This is a genomic window from Mycobacterium sp. NGS58, from assembly GCF_059812385.1.
This window is the reverse complement of record NZ_JCALCO010000003.1, coordinates 186,611-207,371: the sequence shown is the minus strand read 5'-3', so window position 1 is coordinate 207,371 and position 20,761 is coordinate 186,611. Positions and strand designations below refer to the sequence as shown.

Genomic DNA, 20,761 nt, shown 5'->3' with positions numbered 1-20,761 from the left:
CGGTAGCGTTGACGCGATGGCAGGACCAGACGACGAGCACCTGCAACGAATGCGTGTGGAGTACGGGTCAGTGGAAAAAGACGGCAGTCCAGATCTCGACGCGGATTGGCTGAGTGACGGCTGGGTTTCGTTGTTGCGCAAATGGATCGACGACGCCGAGCGATCGGGTGTCGCCGAACCCAACGCGTTCGTGCTGGCCACCGTCACCGCCGACGGCAAACCGGCGAGCCGGTCGGTGTTGTGCAAGAGCGTGGACGAGACGGGAATCACTTTTTTCACCAACTATGACTCGGCCAAGGCCGACGATCTCGCGGCGACGGCGTACGCCTCGGCGACATTTCCCTGGTACCAGCTGGGCCGGCAGGTCCACATCCGCGGGCCGGTGAGCAAGGTCAGCGCGCAGGTCACCGAGGACTACTGGTCCAAGCGGCCGCGCGGGTCGCAGCTTGGTGCTTGGGCGTCGCGCCAATCGCAACCGATCGCGTCACGAGCGGCCCTGCTCGACCAGCTGAGCGAGGTGACCGCGCGGTTCGCCGACCGCGACCAGGTCCCGGTCCCGCCGGGTTGGGGTGGCTATCTCATTGCTCCGGACCTGATTGAGTTCTGGCAGGGCCGGGAAAACCGATTGCACAACCGCATCCGCATCACCGGCGATCGAGTGGAGCGCCTCCAGCCTTGACCCTGTCGCGCCGGCGTACGTGATCGATTGCTGGCGTGACCAGCAGACCCGACCCCGGACGGGCGCCTTCTCCTCATAACGACTACCTTTTGCAGTAAGCACCAAGTCAGCAGCCATATCAGCCAGAGCGCAAAGGGGTTCTCGTGGCAGACACCGACGACACCGCCACATTGAAGTACCCGGGCGGCGAGACCGACCTGCAGATCGTCAGCGCCACCGAGGGCGCTGACGGCATTGCGCTGGGCTCGTTGTTGTCCAAGACCGGCTACACCACCTTCGACAACGGGTTCGTCAACACCGCCGCGTGCAAGAGCTCCATCACCTACATCGACGGCGACGCGGGCATTCTGCGCTACCGCGGCATCCCGATCGAGCAGCTCGCCGAGAAGTCGACCTTCATCGAGGTGAGCTACCTCTTGATCTATGGCGAACTGCCCAATAAGGAGCAGCTGGCCGATTTCACCAAGCAGATCCAGCTGCACACCATGCTGCACGAGGATCTCAAGCGATTCTTCGACGGCTTCCCGCGCAACGCCCACCCGATGCCGGTGCTGTCCAGTGCCGTCAACGCACTCTCGGCCTACTACCCCGATTCGCTTGACCCGATGGACAGCGAGGACGTCGAGCTGTCGACGATCCGGTTGCTGGCCAAGCTGCCGACCATCGCGGCCTACGCCTACAAGAAGTCGGTCGGCCAGCCCTTCCTTTACCCGGACAACTCGCTGTCGCTGGTGGAGAATTTCCTGCGCATGACGTTCGGGCTGCCCGCGGAGCCCTACCACGCGGATCCCGAAATCGTTCGGGCGCTGGACATGCTGCTCATCCTGCACGCCGACCACGAGCAGAACTGTTCGACGTCGACGGTCCGGCTGGTGGGGTCGTCGCAGGCCAACCTGTTCACCTCCATCTCCGGTGGCATCAACGCGCTGTGGGGTCCGCTGCACGGCGGCGCCAACCAGGCGGTGCTCGAAATGCTCGAGAAGATCCGCCGAAGCGACGACGACGTCAGCGAATTCGTGCGTAAGGTCAAGAACCGCGAAGAGGGCGTGAAGCTGATGGGCTTCGGTCACCGGGTGTACAAGAACTACGACCCCCGCGCGCGCATCGTCAAGGAGCAGGCCGACAAGATCCTGGCCAAGCTGGGCGGCGACGACGACCTGCTGAGCATCGCCAAAGAACTCGAAGAGGCGGCGCTCACCGACGACTACTTCGTCGAGCGCAAGCTCTACCCCAACGTCGACTTCTACACCGGCCTGATCTACCGCGCACTGGGCTTCCCGACGCGGATGTTCACCGTCCTGTTCGCGCTGGGGCGGCTGCCCGGTTGGATTGCGCACTGGCGCGAGATGCACGACGAGGGCGACAGCAAAATCGGCCGCCCGCGCCAGATCTACACCGGTTACACCGAACGCGACTACGTCACCATCGACGCGCGCAAGTAGCAAGTAGGCGGATCCGCAAGCGCGGCAATCGCATCCGCTATGTGAGCGATGCCAGCACCGCCATCGCGGCGTTGTGCCCGCCGACGCCCGAAACCGCCCCGCCCCGGCGTGCGCCGGAGCCGCACAGCATGATCCTTTCGTGCGCGGTGGCCACGCCCCATTGCCGTGCAGCGGTGTCCAGTGGGTCGTCGTCTTCGGCGAACGGCCATGACAGGCCGCCGTGGAAGATGTTGCCCGCCGTCATAGCCAGGCTGCGGTGCAAGTCCAGGGTGGTCGTCGTCTCGATGCAAGGCCGGCCGTGCGCGTCGCTCATCAGAACCTCTTGAATCGGTTCGGCCAGAACGGAATTCAGCGACTCAAGTACGGCGTCGGTCAGCCGGTCGCGCAGGGCGCCGGAATAGGTGCCGTCGAAGAGCGCGTGCGGGGTGTGCAGGCCGAATACCGTCATCGTGTGCGCGCCCGAGTCGCGTAGGCCGGCCGACAGGATGCTCGGGTCGGCGAGCGAGTGGCAATAGGCTTCGCAGGGCAGCGGATTGGGGATCTGCCCGGTCGCCGCGCGCGAATACGCCGCGTCCAGTTGCGTCCAGGTTTCGTTCGCGTGGAAGGTCCCGGCGAATGCGTGCTCGGGTCTCACATTCTCATCGCGCAGCCGGGGCAATCTCCGCAGCACCATGTTGACCTTGACCTGCGCGCCTTGGGTCGGGGCCGCCGGTCGTTCCCCGAGAAGGCCGGCCAGGACCGTCGGTGTGACGCCGGCGAGCACGAACTCCGCCCGGATTCGATGCTCGTCGTCGGCGGCGCGAAACCGCACCTCCCCGTCGGGATCGACCGCGTAAACCTCTGCACCGGTGGTGATTTCGGCCCCATGGCGGACCGCCGCCGCGGCCAGGGCCGTGGTCACCGCGCCCATCCCGCCGATCGGGACGTCCCAGTCTCCGGTGCCGCCGCCGAGCACGTGATACAGGAAGCAGACGTTCTGGGTCAGCGAAGGGTCATCGAGACGGGCGAACGTGCCGATCAGTGCGTCGGTCGCGATCACCCCCCGCACCACGTCGTTGCGCACCGCGTCGGCGATGGCGTGTCCGATCGGGTTCTCGATCACCGCCTGCCACGCGGCGGCCGCGCGGCGATCGCCGCCTCCCACCACGTGCCGGCGGGCACCCTCGCGGGTGCGCAGCGGTTCGAGCAATGTCGGCCACAATCGTTCGGTGATCAACCGGCAGCGGTCGTAGAAGTCGGCGAACCCCTGCGCATCGTCGGCGGCCCCGATGCCGGCGAAGCCGTCACCGTCCGACCCGATCAACAGGCCGCTGCGGCCGCCGGTCGCGGGATCGGGTGTGTAGGACGAAAACGGCCGCCGGGCCAACCGCACGTCAGCGCCCAGCTCCCGCACGATTCGCGCGGGCAGCAGGCTGACCAGATAGGAGTAGCGCGACACCCGAACGTCGACGCCATCGAAGGCTTGCGTCGAGACGGCCGCGCCGCCGGTGTGGTCGAGCCGTTCCAGCAAGCGCACCCGCAGGCCCACGCGGGCCAGGTAGGCGGCCGCGACCAGGCCGTTGTGGCCGCCTCCGATAACTACAGCGTCGGCTTGGGTCGCGTGATCGGTCAGCTCAGGTAGCCCTCGACCTCGTCGGGCGGACGCACCTCCGCCTCCTTCGGGTCCCCGCCGGTCTCACGTAGGGCGCGGCGCTGTCGCAGCAGGTCCCAGCACTGGTCGAGTTCCACCTCCACCTTCCGGAGGCGATCATGTTCTTCCGACGTGTCGATGTCCCCGCGCTGCAGCTGGGCCCGCAACGCTTTCTCCTCGGCGACCAGGTCACGAATCACTGCCAGCGTGTCGTTGTCGATCGGTTTACTGCCATTGGCCATCGCTCCAGTGTGCCCGACTGCGGAGTCAGTGAATCGGTAGGCTGCGTATCGCCTGGGAAAGGGCGGGCGACAGGACGGAGGGCCGACGTGAGCGTCAAACGCCTCGGCCTGCCCTGGCTGATCGCCCTGGTGGTCATTCCGCTTCTGATGGCCGTGATCGGCTACGAAATGTCCGCACGCCACCCGTCCGGTCGAGTGTCGTCGGCACCTTCGACCAGTGCGCCGAGGTTTTCGCTGGCGGCGTTTTCCATGACCCGCAGCGGCAACAGCGTCACCTTGACCGGAGACTTCCCCGACGAGTCCGCGAAAGCGGCACTGCTGAAGGTGCTCAACAACGCATTGGGACCCGGCGTCGACATCGTCGACGAGATCCGCATCGATCCCACCGTCGACGCACTCGATTTCGCCAAGGCCAAGCCCGTTTTCTCCGACAGCGCGTCGATCGCCGATTTCGCCGTCACGGTGCGCGGAGACACCATCACGCTGGCGGGCACCGCGGCGTCGCCCGGCCAGAAGGACACCGTCGTCGCCGATGCCAAGCGGATCTGGTCCAACCTGAAAGTCGTTGACAATCTTGCGGTTAACGCACCGACAGCGTCGCCGTCGCCCACCGCCGCCGCGTCGTGCGGCAACCTGCAATCGGCGATCAATACCCTGACCGACGGCGCACTCACCTTCGAATCGAACCTCGGCAGTCTGACCGCGTCTGACGAGCAGGTCCTGACCCGCATCGCGGACAAACTCAAGGCGTGCCCGAACGCGCACGCGACCATCAACGGCTACGCCGACAGCACCGGTAATGCGAGCCTGAACGTTCCGTTGAGTGAGGAGCGCGCGCAAACCGTCGCGGGGTTTTTGGAAGCCCACGGCGTGCCCGGCGACCGCTTGAGCACCACCGGTTTCGGCTCGGCCAACCCGATCGCCCCGAACGGCACGGACGACGGTCGCGCCCAGAATCGCAGGGTCGAAATCGTGGTCAGCTAGGGGGATTCGACGTGGACTTCGTCTTCCAGTGGTTGTGGTACCTGCTCGCTTTCGTGGCGGGATCGGTTGTGGCCTGGGCGATTGCCACGTTGCTCCGCCGCCCCGGGAAGGGGGCGCGGCGATGAGCCACGTGCATTGGTGGCTTTTCGGCCTGTCCTTCGGGCTGGGGTTGGCGCTGACGCTCACGCGGCTGCTGGCTGTCGGCAAAAGCCAAGCAGCGGTGTCGAAGTCATCCAACGAGCCGGCGACGCCGGAGTCCGCGACAACAACGATCCCCGTCACCGAGAAGCGCACCACGAGAATTCCGGTCACCGAACGGCGCACCACCAAGATCCGAGTACCAAAAGAATTGCCAACCACCAAGATTCGGGTTTCGCCGCGGGCGCCATATGGTCCGGGATCTGCCGATGCCGGTCCCGATGGCGAGGGACCGGCGGGATACCTGGTCAAAGCGCGTGCCGACGGCAAGGTGTATCTGACGCCCGATGATCCGGCATACGACTCCACCACCGCCGAGCTCTGGTTCAGCGACGAGAAGTCCGCGGAACAAGCCGGTTTCACGCCATGGCGCGACAGCTCCGACAACCCCCGCCGGCGATAGGCCGTTAGCTCGGGCCGGGGAGCCGCAGCACCAGCCGTGCCCCACCCAATGGGCTGTTCTCCAGCGCCGCCGTCCCACCGTGCAGCTGGGCCTGTTGGGCAACCAGCGCCAGGCCCAGCCCCGACCCGGAATGGGAGGCCGTCGACCCGCGGGAAAACCGGTCGAACACCACCCGGCGCTCGTCCTCGGGCACGCCGCTGCCGTTGTCGTCGATGGCGATCTCCACGCCGGCGCGCGAGCTGACCGCCGACAGCTGGACCTGGGTGGCGCCGCCATGCTTGACGGCATTAGCGATCGCGTTGTCGACGGTGAGGCGCAACCCGGCAGGCAACCCGACGATGATGCAGGTGGGTGAGGGCACCAGCGAAACGTCGACCCCGGGAAAGATCCGGGTGGCGTCATGGGCCGCGCGGTCGAGCAGCTCGGTGATGTCGACCGGCACGTGATCGTCAGCCGTCGACAATTCCCCCTGGGCCAGCCGCTCGAGCGCGGTCAGCGTTGCCTCGATCCGCGACTGGGTGCGGATGACGTCGCCCAGCACCTCTTTGCGTTGTTCGTCGGGCATGTCCAGGGTGGACAGCACTTCGAGGTTGGTGCGCATCGCGGTCAACGGAGTGCGCAGTTCGTGCGAGGACACGGCGGCGAAGTCGCGCGCCGAGGCGAGGGCATCCTTGGTCCGGTCCTGTTCGGTCCAGATGCGCTGCAGCATGCCCCGCATGGCCTCGGCGATCTCGACAGCCTCGCTGGCGCCGCGGACCGCCACCTGTGGGCGCTCATCGGCATCGATCGAGCGGGCTTGCTGGGCAAGGCGTTTGAACGGCCGCACCGCGAAAGCCGCCAGCAGCCAAGCGAATACCGCTGCCGCGCCGATCGAGAGCGCACAGATCAAAATCACCCGGCGATGCAAGTTGTTGGTCTGGGCGATCGTGTCGTCGTAGGTCGCACCCACCGCCACCGTTGCGGGCTGCGGCGTGCGGACCTCCAGGGTCCGCACCCGATAGCGCACCCCGTTGATGTAGGTGTCGGCATAGCCGACATCCAGCGGCGGCAGCGTGACGTCCGAGTTGGACATCACCTGGCCCTCGCGCCGGACCGTGATGACGGTGTCCTGGTCATTGGGGGTGCGCGGAATGTCGCCGAGTCCACGCGGCAGGAAGGGGAGGGCGAAGCCCGCCGCCTCATCCAGGCGGCGATCAAGCCGTTCCTTCCAGGCGCTGGTGATGCCGAACCACACGACGGCCCCCGCGATCACTACCACGATGGCGGTGCCGATGGCCGTCGCGACCGCCACCCGCGCCCGTAGCGATGGCGTACGGGTCGCGATCCGGGACAGGAAGTTCATTGCCGGTCGACCTGCTTACTGCATGCGCAGTACGAATCCCACTCCGCGGACGGTGTGCAGCAGCCGGGGGCCACCGTTCGCCTCCAGCTTGCGGCGCAGATATCCGATGAACACGTCGACGACGTTGGTGTCGGCGGCGAAGTCGTAACCCCACACCAGCTCGAGCAGCTGCGCGCGGGACAACACCGCCGTCTTGTGTTCGGCCAGCACCGCCAGCAGGTCGAATTCCCGCTTGGTCAGATCGACGTCGACGCCGTTGACCCGGGCGCGTCGGCCCGGGATATCGACTTCCAGCGGGCCGACCGTGATGGTTTCCGAGGAGGACGTGGCGGTGGCGCCGCGGCGGCGCAGCAGCGCCTTGACCCGCGCGACCAGCTCGGCCAGCACGAAGGGTTTGACCAGGTAGTCGTCGGCGCCGGCCTCCAGGCCCGCCACCCGATCGTCGACCGAGCTGCGGGCGGACAGCACACAGACCGGCACGTCGTTGTCCATGGCGCGCAGCGCCGTGACGACGCTGACGCCGTCCAGCACCGGCATGTTGATGTCGAGCACGATCGCGTCCGGGCGCGTCTCGGTCGCGCTGCGCAATGCCTCGGCGCCGTCGACCGCCGTCGACACCTCGAATCCGGACAGCCGCAGACCGCGTTCGAGCGACGCGAGCACATCCGAATCGTCATCGACGACCAAGACCCGCGGTGAGCTAGCTCCAGTGTCCATGCCGCCCATTTTGCCTGATTGTCGACTATGGCTGTGGGAGGCTGCACAACCCAAATGTGCGGCCGACCGTCGTTGCGCCTTGTGCGCGGCTTATGTGTCGCGGCGGGATTCGGGCAAACCGATGTTGCGGTAGCGACGCAACCGGGTGGCCAGCCGCTCGGCGTCGGGGAGCTCGCGCAGCGCGTGCACCTCGGCGGCGATGGCCCGCGACAGTCGCTGCGCGAACTCGACCGGCTCGTCGGCGGCGTCGGGATACTCCGGCACGACGGCGTCGACGATTCCCGACTTCAGCAGGTCAGCCGATCGGATGCCTTGTGCCGCAGCGAGTTCGGCGGCATGCGCGGTATCGCGGAATACGATCGCGCTGGCGCCCTCCGGCGGTAGCGGCGCCAGCCAGCCGTGCAACGCCGCCAGCACCCGGTCGGCGGGCACCATCGCCAGCGCAGGCCCGCCGCTGCCCTGGCCCAGCAGCACCGACACCGTCGGGGTATCCAACGTCACCAGCTCGGCCAGGCATTGCGCAATCTGTCCGGCGAGACCGCCCTGTTCGGCTTCGGCCGACAGCGCCGGCCCCGCGGTGTCGATCGCCAACACCAGCGGCAGGCGCAACTCGGCGGCCAGCGCCATGCCGCGCCGGGCTTCGCGCAGTGCGGCGGGCCCCACCAAGCCGCCCGTCAGCCGCTGCTGGCCCAGCACCACGACGGGCTGGCCGGCGAAGCGGGCCAGTGCCAACAGGGTGGTCGCCGCCTCGCCCTGGCCGGTGCCCGACAGCAGCACCCGATCGGTGGCACCGTGCCGCAGCAACTGGCCGACCCCGGGCCGGTCGGGCCGTCGCGACGCCAGCACCGAGTCCCAGGCGGCGACGTCGGGCGTCGGTTCGGGTGGCGCCGGCGCGGGCAGCGGCCCGGGGGCGTCGACGATGACGGTCATGGCACGGTCCAGCGTGCGGCGCACTTCATCGAGCCGGACGACGCCGTCGATCACGCCGTGCCGCTGAAGGTTCTCCGCGGTTTGCACGCCTTCGGGGAAGGGTTCGTCGTAGAGGAGCCGGTACACGCGCGGGCCGAGGAAGCCGATCAACGCGCCCGGCTCAGCGACCGTCACATGGCCCAGCGACCCCCAGGAGGCGAATACCCCGCCGGTGGTCGGATTGCGCAGATAGACCAGGTAGGGCAGGTGCGCCTGTTTGTGCAGCCGGACGGCCGCGGCGATCTTCACCATCTGTAGAAACGCGACCGTGCCCTCTTGCATGCGGGTGCCGCCGGAGCTGGGCGAGGCCAGTAGCGGCAACCCCTCGGCCGTCGCCCGTTGCACCGCCGCGGTGATCCGCTCGGCCGCGGCCACCCCGATGGACCCGCCCAGGAAGCCGAACTCGCAGACCACCACCGCGACCCGGCGGCCGAAGACGCGCCCCTCGCCGGTGAGCACCGATTCGTCCAGACCGGTCGCGGCCCGGGCGTCGGCAAGCTCTTGGCCGTAGGACGCGCCGACGGGCACGCCGAGCGGTTCGCTGTCCCAGCGGACGAAGGAATTCTCGTCCAGCACCGCGTCGCGTAGTTGACCAGCCGTAATACGACTCACGTGACGAGGCTATATAGGGTGGCTGCCATGATCGGTATTACCCGGGCCGAAGCCGTCATGACGATCGAGCTGCAGCGTCCCGAGCGCCGCAATGCGCTGAACTCCCAGCTGGTCGAGGAGTTGCGCGAGGCCGTGCTGAAAGCCGGTGACGGCTCCACCCGCGCGATCGTGTTGACGGGTCAGGGCACGGTGTTCTGCGCGGGCGCAGACCTCAGCGGTGACGCCTTCGCGGCCGACTATCCCGACCGGCTCGTCGAGCTGCACAAGGTGCTCGATGCCACGCTGATTCCCGTGATCGGGGCGATCAACGGCCCGGCCATCGGCGCCGGCCTGCAGCTGGCCATGCAATGCGATCTGCGGGTGGTCGCACCCGACGCGTTCTTCCAGTTTCCGACTTCGAAATATGGCCTGGCCCTAGATAACTGGAGCATCCGGCGACTATCCTCGCTCGTCGGTCACGGCCGGGCCCGGGCGATGCTGCTCACGGCCGAGAAGTTGACCGCCGACGTGGCGCTGCAGACCGGGATGGCCAATCGCATCGGGACCCTCACCGACGCCCAAGCCTGGGCCGCCGAAATCGCCGGCCTCGCACCGCTGGCAATCCAGCACGCCAAGCGGGTGCTCAACGACGACGGCGCCATCGAAGAGGCCGGGCCGGTGCACAAGGAACTCTTCGACAAAGCCTGGAGCAGCCAAGACGTTGTCGAGGCCCAGGTCGCCCGTATCGAGAAGCGGCCGCCGAAGTTCCGGGGGGCCTGACAACTATGCGGGGGACGCTACGGCTGGTCGCCGGTACGGCGTCGCTGGCGGCCGGTAGCTGGCTGGTGCGAGCGCTGCACGGCGCGCCGGACGCGCTCGGCGCCCACCCGGCCTCGATCGCCGAGGCGGCCGCCGGGTCGCCGCACTACCGTGACGGTGTCTTCGTCAACCTCGAGCCCGCCTCCGAAGTCAAGATGGACCGCGAACAACTGCGGCTCATCGCGTGGGAGCTGATCGGCAATCGGGGCGGCAGCCGGCCGAAGGGGCCGATCCCGCTGGCCTTCCCGGGGATGCTCGACGCCGACCCCAGCCGGCTGGCCGTCAGCTGGTTCGGCCATTCCACGGCGCTGCTGGAGATCGACGGTTACCGGGTGCTCACCGATCCCGTGTGGAGCGACCGGTGTTCGCCGTCGGACGTCGTCGGCCCGCAGCGCCTGCATCCGCCGCCGCTCCAGCTCGAGGCGCTGCCCGCCGTCGACGCGGTGGTGATCAGCCATGACCATTACGACCACCTCGACATCGACACGGTCAGGGCGCTGGCCCGCACTCAACGGGCACCGTTCTTCGTGCCGCTTGGCATCGGGGCCCACCTGCGCCGGTGGGGGATACCCGAGCAGCGCATCGTCGAGCTCGACTGGCATGAGAGCGCCAAGGTCGACGACCTCGAGGTGGTCTGCGTGCCGGCGCGGCACTTCTCGGGACGCTTTCTCGACCGCAATACGACGCTGTGGGCGTCGTGGGCGTTCGTCGGCCCGAAGCATCGGGCGTACTTCGGCGGCGACACCGGCTACACCAAGAGTTTCGAGCAGATCGGCGCCGATCACGGGCCGTTCGACCTGACCCTGCTGCCGATCGGGGCCTACAACACGGCGTGGCCCGACGTACACATGAACCCCGAGGAGGCGGTGCGGGCTCATCTGGACGTCACCGACGGCGGACTGCTGGTGCCGATCCATTGGGGCACTTTCCGATTGGCCCCGCACCCGTGGTCGGAACCGGTTGAGCGTCTGCTCACCGCCGCCGAGCCGGAACGGGTGAATGTGGCGGTGCCGCAGCCAGGTCAACGCATCGATCCCGCGGCACCGGAGAAACCCGGCCCCTGGTGGCGGCTGTAGGTTCCCGCGGCACGCATCGTCTCCGCGCTAGGGTTCGCGCATGACCACACGCGCCGCCGCCGCCCTTGCCGTGGCGCTGCTCGGGTTGACGGCATGCGGCCCGGCACAGCCGACAGCCGGTCCGCCGTCCACACTGTCCGACGCCCCGCCCAACCAGGTTTCCGGCGTGTCGATACCCACCGGCCGCATCGACGAGGCCGTCGCCAAGCTGGACGGACTGGTCGGAGACCTGATGAAAAGCACCGGCGTCCCAGGGATGGCCGTAGCCGTCGTGCACGGTGGAAAGGTGTTGTACGCCAAAGGCTTCGGCATAAAGGATGCCAGCAAGGGGCAGGGCCAGGACAACAAGGTGGACGCCGACACCGTCTTTCAGCTCGCCTCGGTGTCGAAATCCGTAGGCGCGACGGTGATCGCGCACGAGGTCACCGACGGCGTCGTCGCGTGGGACACGCCCGTCGCGTCCAAGCTGCCGTGGTTCACGTTGAACGATCCCTACGTCACGAGTCATGTGACAATCGGCGACCTGTACTCACATCGCTCCGGGTTGCCGGACCACGCGGGTGACAAGCTCGAAGACCTGGGCTACGACCGCCGGCAAACGCTGGAGCGGCTCAAGTACCTGCCCCTGGATCCGTTCCGAATCAGCTACGCCTACACCAACTATGGGATTACCGCCGGTGCCGAGGCGGTTGCGGCCGCGGCGGGCAAGCCATGGGAGGACCTGTCCGACGAGGTGCTCTACCGCCCGCTGGGGATGGCGTCGACGAGTTCGCGGTTCGCCGACTTCATCGCCCGGCCCAACCATGCGGTCAACCACATCAAGATCGACGGCACATGGCAGGCCCGCTTCCAGCGCGACCCGGATCCCCAGTCGCCGGCGGGCGGCGTGAGCTCATCGGTGAACGACATGACGCGCTGGATATTGATGTTGCTGGGCAATGGAACCTACGACGGCCACCGGATCACGTCGCCGGAGGCCCTGCTGCCGGCCATCAGCCCGCAGATGGTGTCATCGCCCGCGAAAACGCCGCAGGCGCGCACCGGTTTTTACGGATACGGCTTCAACTCCTCGGTCGATTCGTCAGGCCGCACCGAGTACAGTCACTCCGGCGCTTTCGATCTGGGCGCGGCCACCAACTTCGTGGTCCTGCCGTCCGAGGATCTGGGCATCGTCGCACTGACCAACGCCGCGCCCTACGGCATCCCGGAAACGATCACCGCCGAATTCATGGACCTGGTTCAGTACGGTCAAATCCGCGAGGACTGGGGGCCCTTGTACAAGAAGGCGATCGGCTGGCTGAACAACCCGCTCGGCTCGCTGGTCGGCAAGCCGCTCCCGGCCAACCCCGCCCCGGCGAGACCGCTCAGCGACTACGCCGGCACCTACGCCAGCGACTACTGGGGACCGGCCATCGTGTCCGAACGCGACGGCGCGCTGCAACTGCAGATGGGTCCGAAAAACCGGACCGCCACCCTCACCCACTGGGACGGGGACACCTTCACCTTCGCGCTGACCGACGAAAACGCCCCGCCCGGAACGGTTTCCAAAGCCGTTTTCGGCGACCATACGCTGAACTTGGAGTACTACGACTCGGGCAAGCTGGGAACCTTCACGCGATGACTCTTGCTCACGCCTCTGGCCTCACCGACGCCGAAGTGGCCCAGCGGCTGGCCGACGGCAAGAGCAACGCTATACGGGAACGCGCCACGCGCAGCATCACCGACATCGTTCGGGCCAACGTGTTCACGCGGATCAACGCGATCCTGGGGGTGCTGCTGCTGATCGTGCTCGCTACGGGTTCGGTGATCAACGGGATGTTCGGGCTGTTGATCATCGCCAACAGCGTCGTCGGCATGGTTCAAGAGATCAGGGCCAAGCAGACCCTGGACAAGCTCGCCATCGTGGGGCAGGCGAAACCGTTGGTGCGTCGGCAATCCGGGACCAAGGCGGTACCGCCCGGTGAGGTGGTGCTTGACGACATCATCGAGCTGGGCCCCGGCGATCAGGTGGTGGTCGACGGCGAGATCGTCGAGGAGGCGAACCTGGAAGTCGACGAGTCGCTGCTGACCGGGGAGGCCGACCCGATCGCCAAGGACGTCGGCGATGCGGTGATGTCGGGCAGCTTCGTCGTCGCGGGCAGCGGCGCGTACCGCGCCACAAAGGTGGGTCCGGACGCGTACGCGTCCAAGCTCGCCGAGGAGGCCAGCAAGTTCACCTTGGTGAAATCAGAACTGCGCAACGGCATTAACCGCATCTTGCAGTTCATCACCTACCTGTTGGTGCCCGCCGGACTGCTCACGATCTACACCCAGCTCTTCACCACCCGCGCGGACTGGCGTCAGGCCGTGCTGCGCACGGTCGGTGCACTGGTGCCCATGGTTCCCGAAGGGCTGGTGTTGTTGACGTCGGTCGCGTTCGCGGTCGGGGTCGTGCGGCTCGGTCAGCGCCGGTGCCTGGTGCAGGAGTTGCCCGCCATCGAGGGACTGGCGCGCGTCGACGTGGTCTGCGCGGACAAGACGGGCACCCTGACCGAGAGCGGTATGCGGGTGGCGAGCGTGGAGGAACTCGACCATCCGGCGGACCGGGAGCTGATCGCCGACGTCCTGGCCTCGTTGGCCGCCGCCGATCCGCGGCCCAATGCGAGTATGCGAGCCATCGCCGGAACCTACCATCAGCCTCCTGGCTGGACCGCCACGGCGACAGCACCTTTCAAGTCCGCCACCAAATGGAGCGGCGTTTCTTTCCGGGACCACGGGAACTGGGTGATGGGGGCTCCGGACGTGTTGCTCGAGCCGGCATCACCGGCGGCCGAACGGGCCGAGCGGATCGGGGCGCAGGGGCTGCGGGTGCTGTTGATCGGCACGGGTGACGTCGCTGTCGACCACCCTGACGCGCCGGGTCACGTCACCCCCGCCGCGCTGGTGGTCCTCGAGCAGAAGATGCGCCCGGACGCGCGCGAGACGCTGAATTACTTTGCCGAGCAGGGTGTGGCTGTCAAGGTGTTGTCCGGTGACAACGCGGTTTCGGTCGGTGCGGTCGCAGAAAAGCTCGGGCTGCGCGGCGAGACGATGGATGCGCGCCAATCGCCCTCGGAGCCCGGGCAATTGGCCGACGCGCTGGACACCCACAGCACCTTCGGCAGGGTGCGGCCGGATCAGAAACGCGCCATGGTGCGTGCCTTGCAAACGCACGGGCATACCGTCGCGATGACGGGCGACGGTGTCAACGACGTGCTGGCCCTCAAGGATGCCGACATCGGTGTCGCGATGGGCGCTGGCAGCCCCGCGGCGCGCGCTGTCGCGCAAATAGTGCTGCTGGACAACAGATTTGCGACGCTGCCCTACGTCGTCGGTGAGGGCAGACGGGTGATTGGCAACATCGAACGTGTCGCCAACCTGTTCTTGACCAAAACGGTGTACTCGGTCCTGCTGGCGTTACTGGTGGGCGTCGAATGCCTGCTGGCCAAACCGCTCGGGGTCGATCCGCTGCTGTATCCGTTCCAGCCTATCCACGTCACCATCGCGGCCTGGTTCACCATCGGCATACCGTCGTTCATCCTGTCGCTGGCGCCCAACAACGAACGCGCCCACGCGGGCTTCGTGCGCCGGGTTCTCTCGTCCGCGCTGCCCTGCGGTTTGATCGTCGGCATCGCGACGTTCGCCTCCTACCTGCTGGCGTATCACGGTCGTCACGCCAGCTTCGCCCAACAGGATCAGGCGTCCACGGCGGCTTTGATCACGTTGCTGATGACGGCGCTGTGGGTGCTGGCGGTGGTGGCCCGGCCCTACCAGTGGTGGCGGGTGGCACTGGTAATCGCCTCGGGCCTGGCCTATGTCGTGATTTTCAGCCTGCCGCTGGCGCGCAAGGAGTTCCTGCTCGACCCGTCCAATGTCGCGGTGACATCGACCGCGCTGGGCATCGGTCTGTTGGGCGCCGCCGCCATCGAGGCCACGTGGTGGATCCGCGCCAAAGTGCTGGGCGTGCAGCCGCGGTTGTGGCGCTGAGCGCGCCGAACTCACCCGCAGCGGGTTCTCGGCGGCCAAGTACGATGCCGGGAAAAGGGAGGGCGCATGGGTTTCCTGGACAAGGCAAAGGATCTGCTGTCGCAGAACGCCGACAAGGTCGAGACGGCGATCGACAAGGCCGGCGAGTTGGTCGACGAGAAGACGCAGGGCAAGTACACCGACACCATCCACCAGGTGCAGGAGCAGGCCAAGAAGGCCACCGGCGCCGACACCGGCGACCAACAGAACTGAGCGATGGCGAAGCTTTCCGGATCCATCGATGTCCCGCTGCCGCCCGAGGTGGCCTGGCAACACGCCTCCGACCTGTCCAGGTACAAGGACTGGCTGACCATTCATCGGGTGTGGCGCAGCATCCTGCCCGACGAGATAGAAAAGGGCACGGTCGTCGAGTCGATCGTCGAGGTCAAGGGCATGTACAACCGGATCAAATGGACGGTGGTGCGTTACAAGCCGCCCGAGGGCATGACGCTGAACGGCGACGGCGTCGGCGGGGTCAAGGTCAAGCTGATGGCCAGGATCGCGCCCAAGGAAGACGGCGCCATCGTCAGTTTCGACGTGCATCTGGGCGGTCCTGCGCTGTTCGGTCCCATCGGCATGATCGTCGCCGCCGCCCTGCGTGGCGACATCAACCAATCGCTGGAGAACTTCGTCACCGTGTTCACCCGAGCCGACCCGAGCACGAACGGAGACGGTGGGGCTCATCGCTGATCGCCGGCGCCGATGAGTTTCAGGCTTGGCGGCAGTCCATAGTGTGAAGCCCATACCTTCGGGGCCAGGACACCACCAGGAGGTCACCATGCCCATCCGCGACTGCGCTCCGTTGGGCGCCCCATGCTGGATCGATCTGACCACGTCCGACGTCGCGCGCGCACAGGAGTTCTACGGCACGGTCTTCGGCTGGACGTTCGAGTCCGCCGGACCCGAGTACGGCGGCTACGTGAATGCCGCCAAGGACGGCCACTCGGTGGCCGGCATCATGGCCAACCGGCCCGAAGCCGAGTCGCCCGACCACTGGGCCACCTACTTCCACACCGCCGCGATCGAAACCACCCTCGCCGGCGTGAATAAGGCCGGTGGTTCGGTGTGCATGGCGATGGAGGTGCCCGCCAAAGGCCATATGGCTGTGGTGACCGACCCCGCCGGCGCGGTGTTCGGCCTCTGGCAGCCGCTGGGCCACCGCGGCTTCGACCTCATCGGGGCGGCGGGCGCCCCCGTGTGGCACCAGCTGACCACCCGCGGTTACGCAGCCGCCCTCGACTTCTACCGCGACGTGTTTGGATGGCAGACCGAGCCCGTCTCCGACACCGACGGATTCCGTTACAGCACAGCGCGGTTCGGTGAGGAGCAATTGCTCGGTGTGATGGACGGCGCCGCATTCCTGCCAGAAGACGTCCCGTCGAACTGGGTGATCTTCTTCGGTGCCGAGGACGTCGACAAGACCCTGCGGGTGATCGCCGACAACGGCGGCACGGTGGTGCGCGACGCCGAGGACACCCCGTACGGGCGGCTGGCCGCGGCGGGCGATCCGATGGGTGCCGTCTTCAATCTGTCCTCTCTGCGGACTTAGCGTCCGAGGCATCACCGGCGCGGGCGCCACGCTAGCGGGGCGCTCGCTCACGCGGGCCGGGGTCGGGGTCCGTTAGTCTCGCTAGCATGACTCGCCGACTGCGCCCCGGTTGGCTGGTGGCGCTTTTCGCGGTCATCGTGTCGACCAGCGCATGGCTGCCGTGGCTGCGGACGCGGGTGAACGGCGGGGGCTGGGCCAACGCCATCGGCGGCGCCCATGGCAACCTGGTACTGCCCCGGGGGTTCGGTGCGGGCCAGCTCATCGTGCTGTTGGCCTCGACGCTGCTCGTGGTCGGCGCGATGATCGGTCGCGGTCTGTCGGTTAGGCTCGCTTCGATTGCCGCGCTGCTGATTTCGTTGCTGATCGTGGCGTTGACCGTGTGGTACTACAAGCTCAACGTAAACCCGCCGGTGTCGGCCGAATACGGGCTGTACGTCGGCGCGGGCGCCGCGGTCTGTGCGGTCGCCTGCTCGCTGGTGGCCGTCGTCGCCGCCGTGGCCTCCGGACGGTCCGGCCGCTGAACGGTCAGGCCGACGGGAATTCGTGCGTTCCCGACGCGGCGCTGTCGCCGGGCTCGTTGACACCGAATACGAAGGGCGCGAACACGATTTCACGTCCGTCCGGGTCGCGGAAGGTGACCGCGCCGGTGGCCTCCCAGTAGGGGTGCTGTTCCACGGGTTCGACGCCCGCGTCGCGCAGGCGCGCGAGGGCGGCTTGCTGCGCCGGTTGGTCGGGAAAGTACAGACACAGTTGTTCGTGATGGTCGACAGCCACGGGGTCGACGGCCTCCACGATTTCCATGGTGAGGTTCCAGCTGGGCAACCCGAAGATGGCGCCGTTGCTTCCGTAGCTGTTCCCGAACGTCTCGTAGAGCGGCAGCCCCACCAGATCGCGGTAGAACTGCACCGTTTCCGCGAAATGCGTGGAGCGGCGCGCGAAACGGATGGCGCCGATCGGCGCCAGTTGTATCGGCCAGTGCGTCGTGTGGTGGTGCTTGCCGGTGCGCATTACAGTCCGATCGCGCTAGCGGCCGATTCGGCGGTGTCCCAGCGCCGCAAGTGGGCACCGGGCGCCCACGTGGAGTGGGTGCCGCTGGAAATGCGTTCGGGCAGCTGAAGTTTGCAGACCGGGCCGTCGCCCACCCGGGCGGCGTCGAAGACCAGGCAGTAGGAGGCGTCGCTGTTCATGTCGGTGGTGAGGGTGACCAGGTAACCGTCGTCCTCACCGGTGGCCCCCACGCGCGGCGCCATCGCGGTCTCGCTGCCGTAGACGCCGTCACCGAACGAGAAGCTCTCCTCGGTTCCGGTGCCCAGGTCATGTTTGACCAGGCCGTCGAACAAGAACCAGCCCGGCCTGCCGGTTGCGGCATAGGTGTAGCGGTAGTCGCCGCCGGCGCACTCGGGATTGATCGTGCCGAACTCGGTGATGGACTCCGAGAGCCGCTCTTCCCGTACCGCCCCGGTGACCAGATTGAAGCGCCACCTGTGCAGCCGGGCCTGCAGGCGATCCAGGGCGAGGAAGCGAAACAGCTTCTCCCACTTTGTTCCTCCGGTATCAAGCGGGGATGGGTCACCCTCGAAGAAGCCGTCGAGCACGATTTCGTCGCCATCCTCGTAAGCGTTGGTGAAGTGCAGCACGAAGGTGGGGTCGGCCTCGAACCAGCGAATGTCGCTAGTGCCGCCGCGGCGCGGGATCACCGCGAACCGCGACGGGATGTCCGGATAGAAGCGCGGCAGGTGCACGTCGTGCTCGAGTAGCTGGGGATCCCAGAACAACGGGAAATCGTTGAGGATGGCGTAGTTCTCGGTAAACGCCATGTCGTGCGGGAGACGCGGGCCGGGCAGCGGGATGTCGACATAGTGCGCGAGCTCGTTGCGGTCGTCGACCACGCCGTAATGCATGTACGGCTCTTGCTTGCTGTAGTTGAAGAACAGTAGTTCACCGGTTTTGTTGTCCACCTTGGGATGTGCCGATACACCCCACTCGGCCGGAAAGCCGCCGTTCCAGGACTCCTTGCCCAGCGTGTCGCCCGAATACGGATCGATCCGGTACAGGTCACCGCACTGGTAGAAACTAGTCAGCGCGATTCCGCGGTGGACGATGACGTCCGTGCTCGACGCGTCCTTCATCTTGGTACGAGCGCCCCACCCGTGCTGCCGCCGCGCCAGTTGCACCGGCTCGGCCAGACCCGGCCACAGCGGCTCGCCGGCCTCGTTCTCGGCCAGGAATCCATCGGTGCGGATGAATCGGTTGCGGTAGAAGGCCTTTCCGTCACGGAAGCCGACCACGTGCACCATGCCGTCGCCGTCGAACGGGTGATAGGTCTTCAGCGCCGGGTGCAGTGGGTTCTCGGTGTTGCGCAGGTAGACACCGTCCAGATCGCTCGGGATTTCGCCCTCGACAGCGATGAGGTCGTCGGCATCCCACTCGGTCGTCTGGGGGCGCCACGGGCCGGTGCGGTACGGGTGCTCGTCGTCTTCGGGCAGCGTGGACAGAAATTTACCGACGATTTCAACATCCATGGTCACACGCCTCCGGTGCCGCTGACGACGAAACTCACTGTGGTGGCGGTACTGCCGCCGAAGTTCAGGGTGCCGAAGGTCTGGGCGCCCTCGACCTGGTACTCACCGGCGTCGTCGCTGACCTGCTTGGCCGCGTCAAGCAGCATCCGCACGCCGGAGGCTCCGACCGGATGTCCGCCGCCGATCAGCCCTCCGCTGGGGTTGATCGGCAACCGACCGCCGATCTCGATCTCACCGTTCTCGATCGCTTTCCACGACTCGCCCGGGCCGGTCAGCCCGATGTGGTCGATCGCCAGGTACTCGCTGGGGGTGAAGCAGTCATGCACTTCGAATCCGTCCACGTCGTCGAGGCTGCGCTGTGCCCGGCGCAGTGCGTCGAGTACCGCGACGCGCACATGGGGGAGGACGTACGGGTCGCCGTCAGCGCGATCCAGTTTCTGTTGCAATCCCAAGCCGACGGTGCGATGGCCCCACCCGTCGATCCGGGCGATCGCGCGCGCATCCGGGTGATCGCGCAGATACGCGTCGTTGACGAGTACTAATCCCGCGCCGCCGTCGGTCATTTGGCTGCAGTCGAATCGGCGCAACCGGCCTTCGGTGATCGGGTTGCTCGCGTCGTCGTCGACGATCGGGTCGGGAACGGCCCATTCCCGGGTTTGAGCGTTCGGGTTACGCCGCGCGTTGGCGAAGTTCAGCTGTGCGATAGCCCGCAGGTGCGCGTCGTCCAGGCCGTACCGCCGGGCGTACTCGTCGGCCACCTGAGCGAACATGGATGGCCACAGGTACCGGGCGTCGGCCCCCTCGTGCCCGGTCCACGCGGCCGCACCCAGATGCTGCGCGGCGGTGTCGCCGGGGACGGTCTTTTCCAACTCGATGCCCACCACCAGTGCGGCATCGTAGGCACCCGAGCGAAGGTCGGCCAATGCCGAGAGCGCCGCCACGCTGCCGGAGGCGCACGCCGCCTCGTGTCGTGAAGCCGGTGTATCCCAGAGGCCGTCGCACACCGTAGCCGGCATCGCCCCAAGGTGGCCCTGGCGCGCGAACAGCTCGCCGAAGGCGTTGCCGACGTGCACCACCTCGATGTCGGCGGCGTCGACCTTGGCTGCGATCAGCGTGGCGTCGACGACCTCGGCGGTCAACGCGGCGAAGTCACGGCCTTCTCTGGTGAGGTTGCGAGCGAAATCGCTTTGATATCCACCGAGAATCCACACACCGGCCGAGTGATCCATACGCCGACGGTACTCCCGCGGGCTGGGGTTGTTCAGGCCTATCGAGCACCCGACCCGGAGCGGTCTAGGTCAGAAGCGGCCCCAAAAAAGGGCGGCCCCGTCGGCTCTCGGGCTGAACCGACGGGACCTAGACGGGTGCGAAGGCCGGCCGACGCACACGCCTCTGTTGGATCATTGCCACCCGGGAGGGTCGACAAACATGCGGACCGCAACTTGTTCGAATGCGAGATGCCGCCGGCACTGTGCCCGGCGATCGACGATTTCCGTTACGCGCATGTGCAATAGAGCTTCGATGGTTGCGGCGCTGGAAGGCTGAGCTGCGGCA

At 67.1% G+C, this 20,761-nt stretch carries 21 protein-coding genes; 13 read left to right on the top strand and 8 right to left on the bottom strand.

The window, feature by feature from the left end; translation table 11 throughout:
• The first annotated feature begins 16 nt into the window (after positions 1-16).
• Positions 17-679 carry a pyridoxamine 5'-phosphate oxidase gene (pdxH, locus tag AC5Y4H_RS04570; RefSeq protein ID WP_499978917.1) on the top strand — a complete coding sequence of 221 codons (663 nt, stop codon included), beginning with the start codon at positions 17-19 and terminating at the stop codon, positions 677-679.
• 143 nt (positions 680-822) lie between these two features.
• Positions 823-2,121 carry a citrate synthase gene (locus AC5Y4H_RS04565; RefSeq protein ID WP_499978915.1) on the top strand — a complete coding sequence of 433 codons (1,299 nt, stop codon included), beginning with the start codon at positions 823-825 and terminating at the stop codon, positions 2,119-2,121.
• A gap of 37 nt (positions 2,122-2,158) precedes the next feature.
• Here the strand turns inward: AC5Y4H_RS04565 and AC5Y4H_RS04560 are convergent, their stop codons facing one another.
• Together AC5Y4H_RS04560 and AC5Y4H_RS04555 are read right to left on the bottom strand one after the other, a co-directional pair.
• A complete protein-coding gene (locus AC5Y4H_RS04560) occupies positions 2,159-3,733 on the bottom strand; it encodes a phytoene desaturase family protein (RefSeq protein WP_499979178.1) in 1,575 nt (524 codons plus the stop codon).
• Positions 3,730-3,993: a DUF2630 family protein gene (locus tag AC5Y4H_RS04555; RefSeq protein WP_499978914.1), complete on the bottom strand. Its 264-nt coding sequence runs from the start codon at positions 3,991-3,993 to the stop codon at positions 3,730-3,732. Before AC5Y4H_RS04555 ends, AC5Y4H_RS04560 begins: the two co-directional genes overlap by 4 nt.
• A gap of 87 nt (positions 3,994-4,080) precedes the next feature.
• Here AC5Y4H_RS04555 and arfA point away from each other — a divergent pair, with 87 nt between their 5' ends.
• From arfA to arfC, 3 genes are read left to right on the top strand one after another with little or no spacing between them, the layout of a single operon-like run.
• On the top strand, positions 4,081-4,977 hold the full coding sequence (gene arfA / locus AC5Y4H_RS04550) for a channel-forming protein ArfA/OmpATb (protein ID WP_499978912.1): 897 nt from the start codon (positions 4,081-4,083) through the stop codon (positions 4,975-4,977).
• A gap of 11 nt (positions 4,978-4,988) precedes the next feature.
• Positions 4,989-5,102, top strand: a complete 114-nt coding sequence (gene arfB, locus AC5Y4H_RS04545; RefSeq protein WP_499978911.1) for a channel accessory protein ArfB — start codon at positions 4,989-4,991, stop codon at positions 5,100-5,102.
• Positions 5,099-5,578, top strand: a complete 480-nt coding sequence (arfC, locus tag AC5Y4H_RS04540) for a channel accessory protein ArfC, sunset domain variant (protein ID WP_499978910.1) — start codon at positions 5,099-5,101, stop codon at positions 5,576-5,578. Before arfB ends, arfC begins: the two co-directional genes overlap by 4 nt.
• 4 nt (positions 5,579-5,582) lie before the next feature.
• Here the strand turns inward: arfC and AC5Y4H_RS04535 are convergent, their stop codons facing one another.
• From AC5Y4H_RS04535 to AC5Y4H_RS04525, 3 genes are all read right to left on the bottom strand, one after another.
• Positions 5,583-6,920 (bottom strand): sensor histidine kinase, encoded by a 1,338-nt coding sequence (locus AC5Y4H_RS04535; protein ID WP_499978909.1) that lies wholly within the window; start codon positions 6,918-6,920, stop codon positions 5,583-5,585.
• Between the two features lie 15 nt (positions 6,921-6,935).
• The gene (gene prrA, locus AC5Y4H_RS04530) at positions 6,936-7,646 is read right to left on the bottom strand and encodes a two-component system response regulator PrrA (RefSeq protein WP_007777113.1); all 711 of its coding nucleotides are present in this window, start codon (positions 7,644-7,646) and stop codon (positions 6,936-6,938) included.
• Positions 7,647-7,727: 81 nt separating this feature from the next.
• Positions 7,728-9,218, bottom strand: coding sequence for a carboxyl transferase domain-containing protein (locus AC5Y4H_RS04525; protein ID WP_499978908.1), 1,491 nt, complete (start codon positions 9,216-9,218; stop codon positions 7,728-7,730).
• A 27-nt stretch (positions 9,219-9,245) separates the two neighbouring features.
• On the opposite strand from AC5Y4H_RS04525, the gene AC5Y4H_RS04520 reads away from it, so the two are divergent.
• The 8 genes from AC5Y4H_RS04520 to AC5Y4H_RS04485 all read left to right on the top strand — a co-directional run bounded on the left by AC5Y4H_RS04520 (position 9,246) and on the right by AC5Y4H_RS04485 (position 17,206).
• A complete protein-coding gene (locus AC5Y4H_RS04520) occupies positions 9,246-9,977 on the top strand; it encodes an enoyl-CoA hydratase (protein WP_499978906.1) in 732 nt (243 codons plus the stop codon).
• Between the two features lie 5 nt (positions 9,978-9,982).
• Positions 9,983-11,092 (top strand): MBL fold metallo-hydrolase, encoded by a 1,110-nt coding sequence (locus tag AC5Y4H_RS04515; protein WP_499978905.1) that lies wholly within the window; start codon positions 9,983-9,985, stop codon positions 11,090-11,092.
• A gap of 40 nt (positions 11,093-11,132) precedes the next feature.
• Positions 11,133-12,713, top strand: coding sequence for a serine hydrolase (locus tag AC5Y4H_RS04510; RefSeq protein ID WP_499978903.1), 1,581 nt, complete (start codon positions 11,133-11,135; stop codon positions 12,711-12,713).
• The gene (locus AC5Y4H_RS04505; protein WP_499978901.1) at positions 12,710-15,097 is read left to right on the top strand and encodes a cation-translocating P-type ATPase; all 2,388 of its coding nucleotides are present in this window, start codon (positions 12,710-12,712) and stop codon (positions 15,095-15,097) included. The genes AC5Y4H_RS04510 and AC5Y4H_RS04505 overlap by 4 nt, the downstream gene beginning before the upstream one ends.
• Positions 15,098-15,163: 66 nt before the next feature.
• Entirely contained in the window at positions 15,164-15,349 is a 186-nt protein-coding gene (locus tag AC5Y4H_RS04500; protein ID WP_499978898.1) for an antitoxin, read from the top strand.
• A 3-nt stretch (positions 15,350-15,352) separates the two neighbouring features.
• Positions 15,353-15,826, top strand: coding sequence for a type II toxin-antitoxin system Rv0910 family toxin (locus tag AC5Y4H_RS04495; protein ID WP_499978896.1), 474 nt, complete (start codon positions 15,353-15,355; stop codon positions 15,824-15,826).
• 88 nt (positions 15,827-15,914) lie between these two features.
• On the top strand, positions 15,915-16,685 hold the full coding sequence (locus AC5Y4H_RS04490; protein ID WP_499978894.1) for a VOC family protein: 771 nt from the start codon (positions 15,915-15,917) through the stop codon (positions 16,683-16,685).
• A gap of 86 nt (positions 16,686-16,771) precedes the next feature.
• Positions 16,772-17,206 (top strand): hypothetical protein, encoded by a 435-nt coding sequence (locus tag AC5Y4H_RS04485; RefSeq protein ID WP_499978890.1) that lies wholly within the window; start codon positions 16,772-16,774, stop codon positions 17,204-17,206.
• 4 nt (positions 17,207-17,210) lie between these two features.
• Here the strand turns inward: AC5Y4H_RS04485 and AC5Y4H_RS04480 are convergent, their stop codons facing one another.
• From AC5Y4H_RS04480 to AC5Y4H_RS04470, 3 genes are read right to left on the bottom strand one after another with little or no spacing between them, the layout of a single operon-like run.
• Positions 17,211-17,693 (bottom strand): VOC family protein, encoded by a 483-nt coding sequence (locus tag AC5Y4H_RS04480; protein WP_499978888.1) that lies wholly within the window; start codon positions 17,691-17,693, stop codon positions 17,211-17,213.
• Positions 17,693-19,207: a carotenoid oxygenase family protein gene (locus AC5Y4H_RS04475; protein ID WP_499978886.1), complete on the bottom strand. Its 1,515-nt coding sequence runs from the start codon at positions 19,205-19,207 to the stop codon at positions 17,693-17,695. Before AC5Y4H_RS04475 ends, AC5Y4H_RS04480 begins: the two co-directional genes overlap by 1 nt.
• Positions 19,208-19,209: 2 nt before the next feature.
• Positions 19,210-20,436, bottom strand: coding sequence for an acetyl-CoA acetyltransferase (locus tag AC5Y4H_RS04470; RefSeq protein ID WP_499978884.1), 1,227 nt, complete (start codon positions 20,434-20,436; stop codon positions 19,210-19,212).
• Positions 20,437-20,761 lie beyond the last annotated feature (325 nt).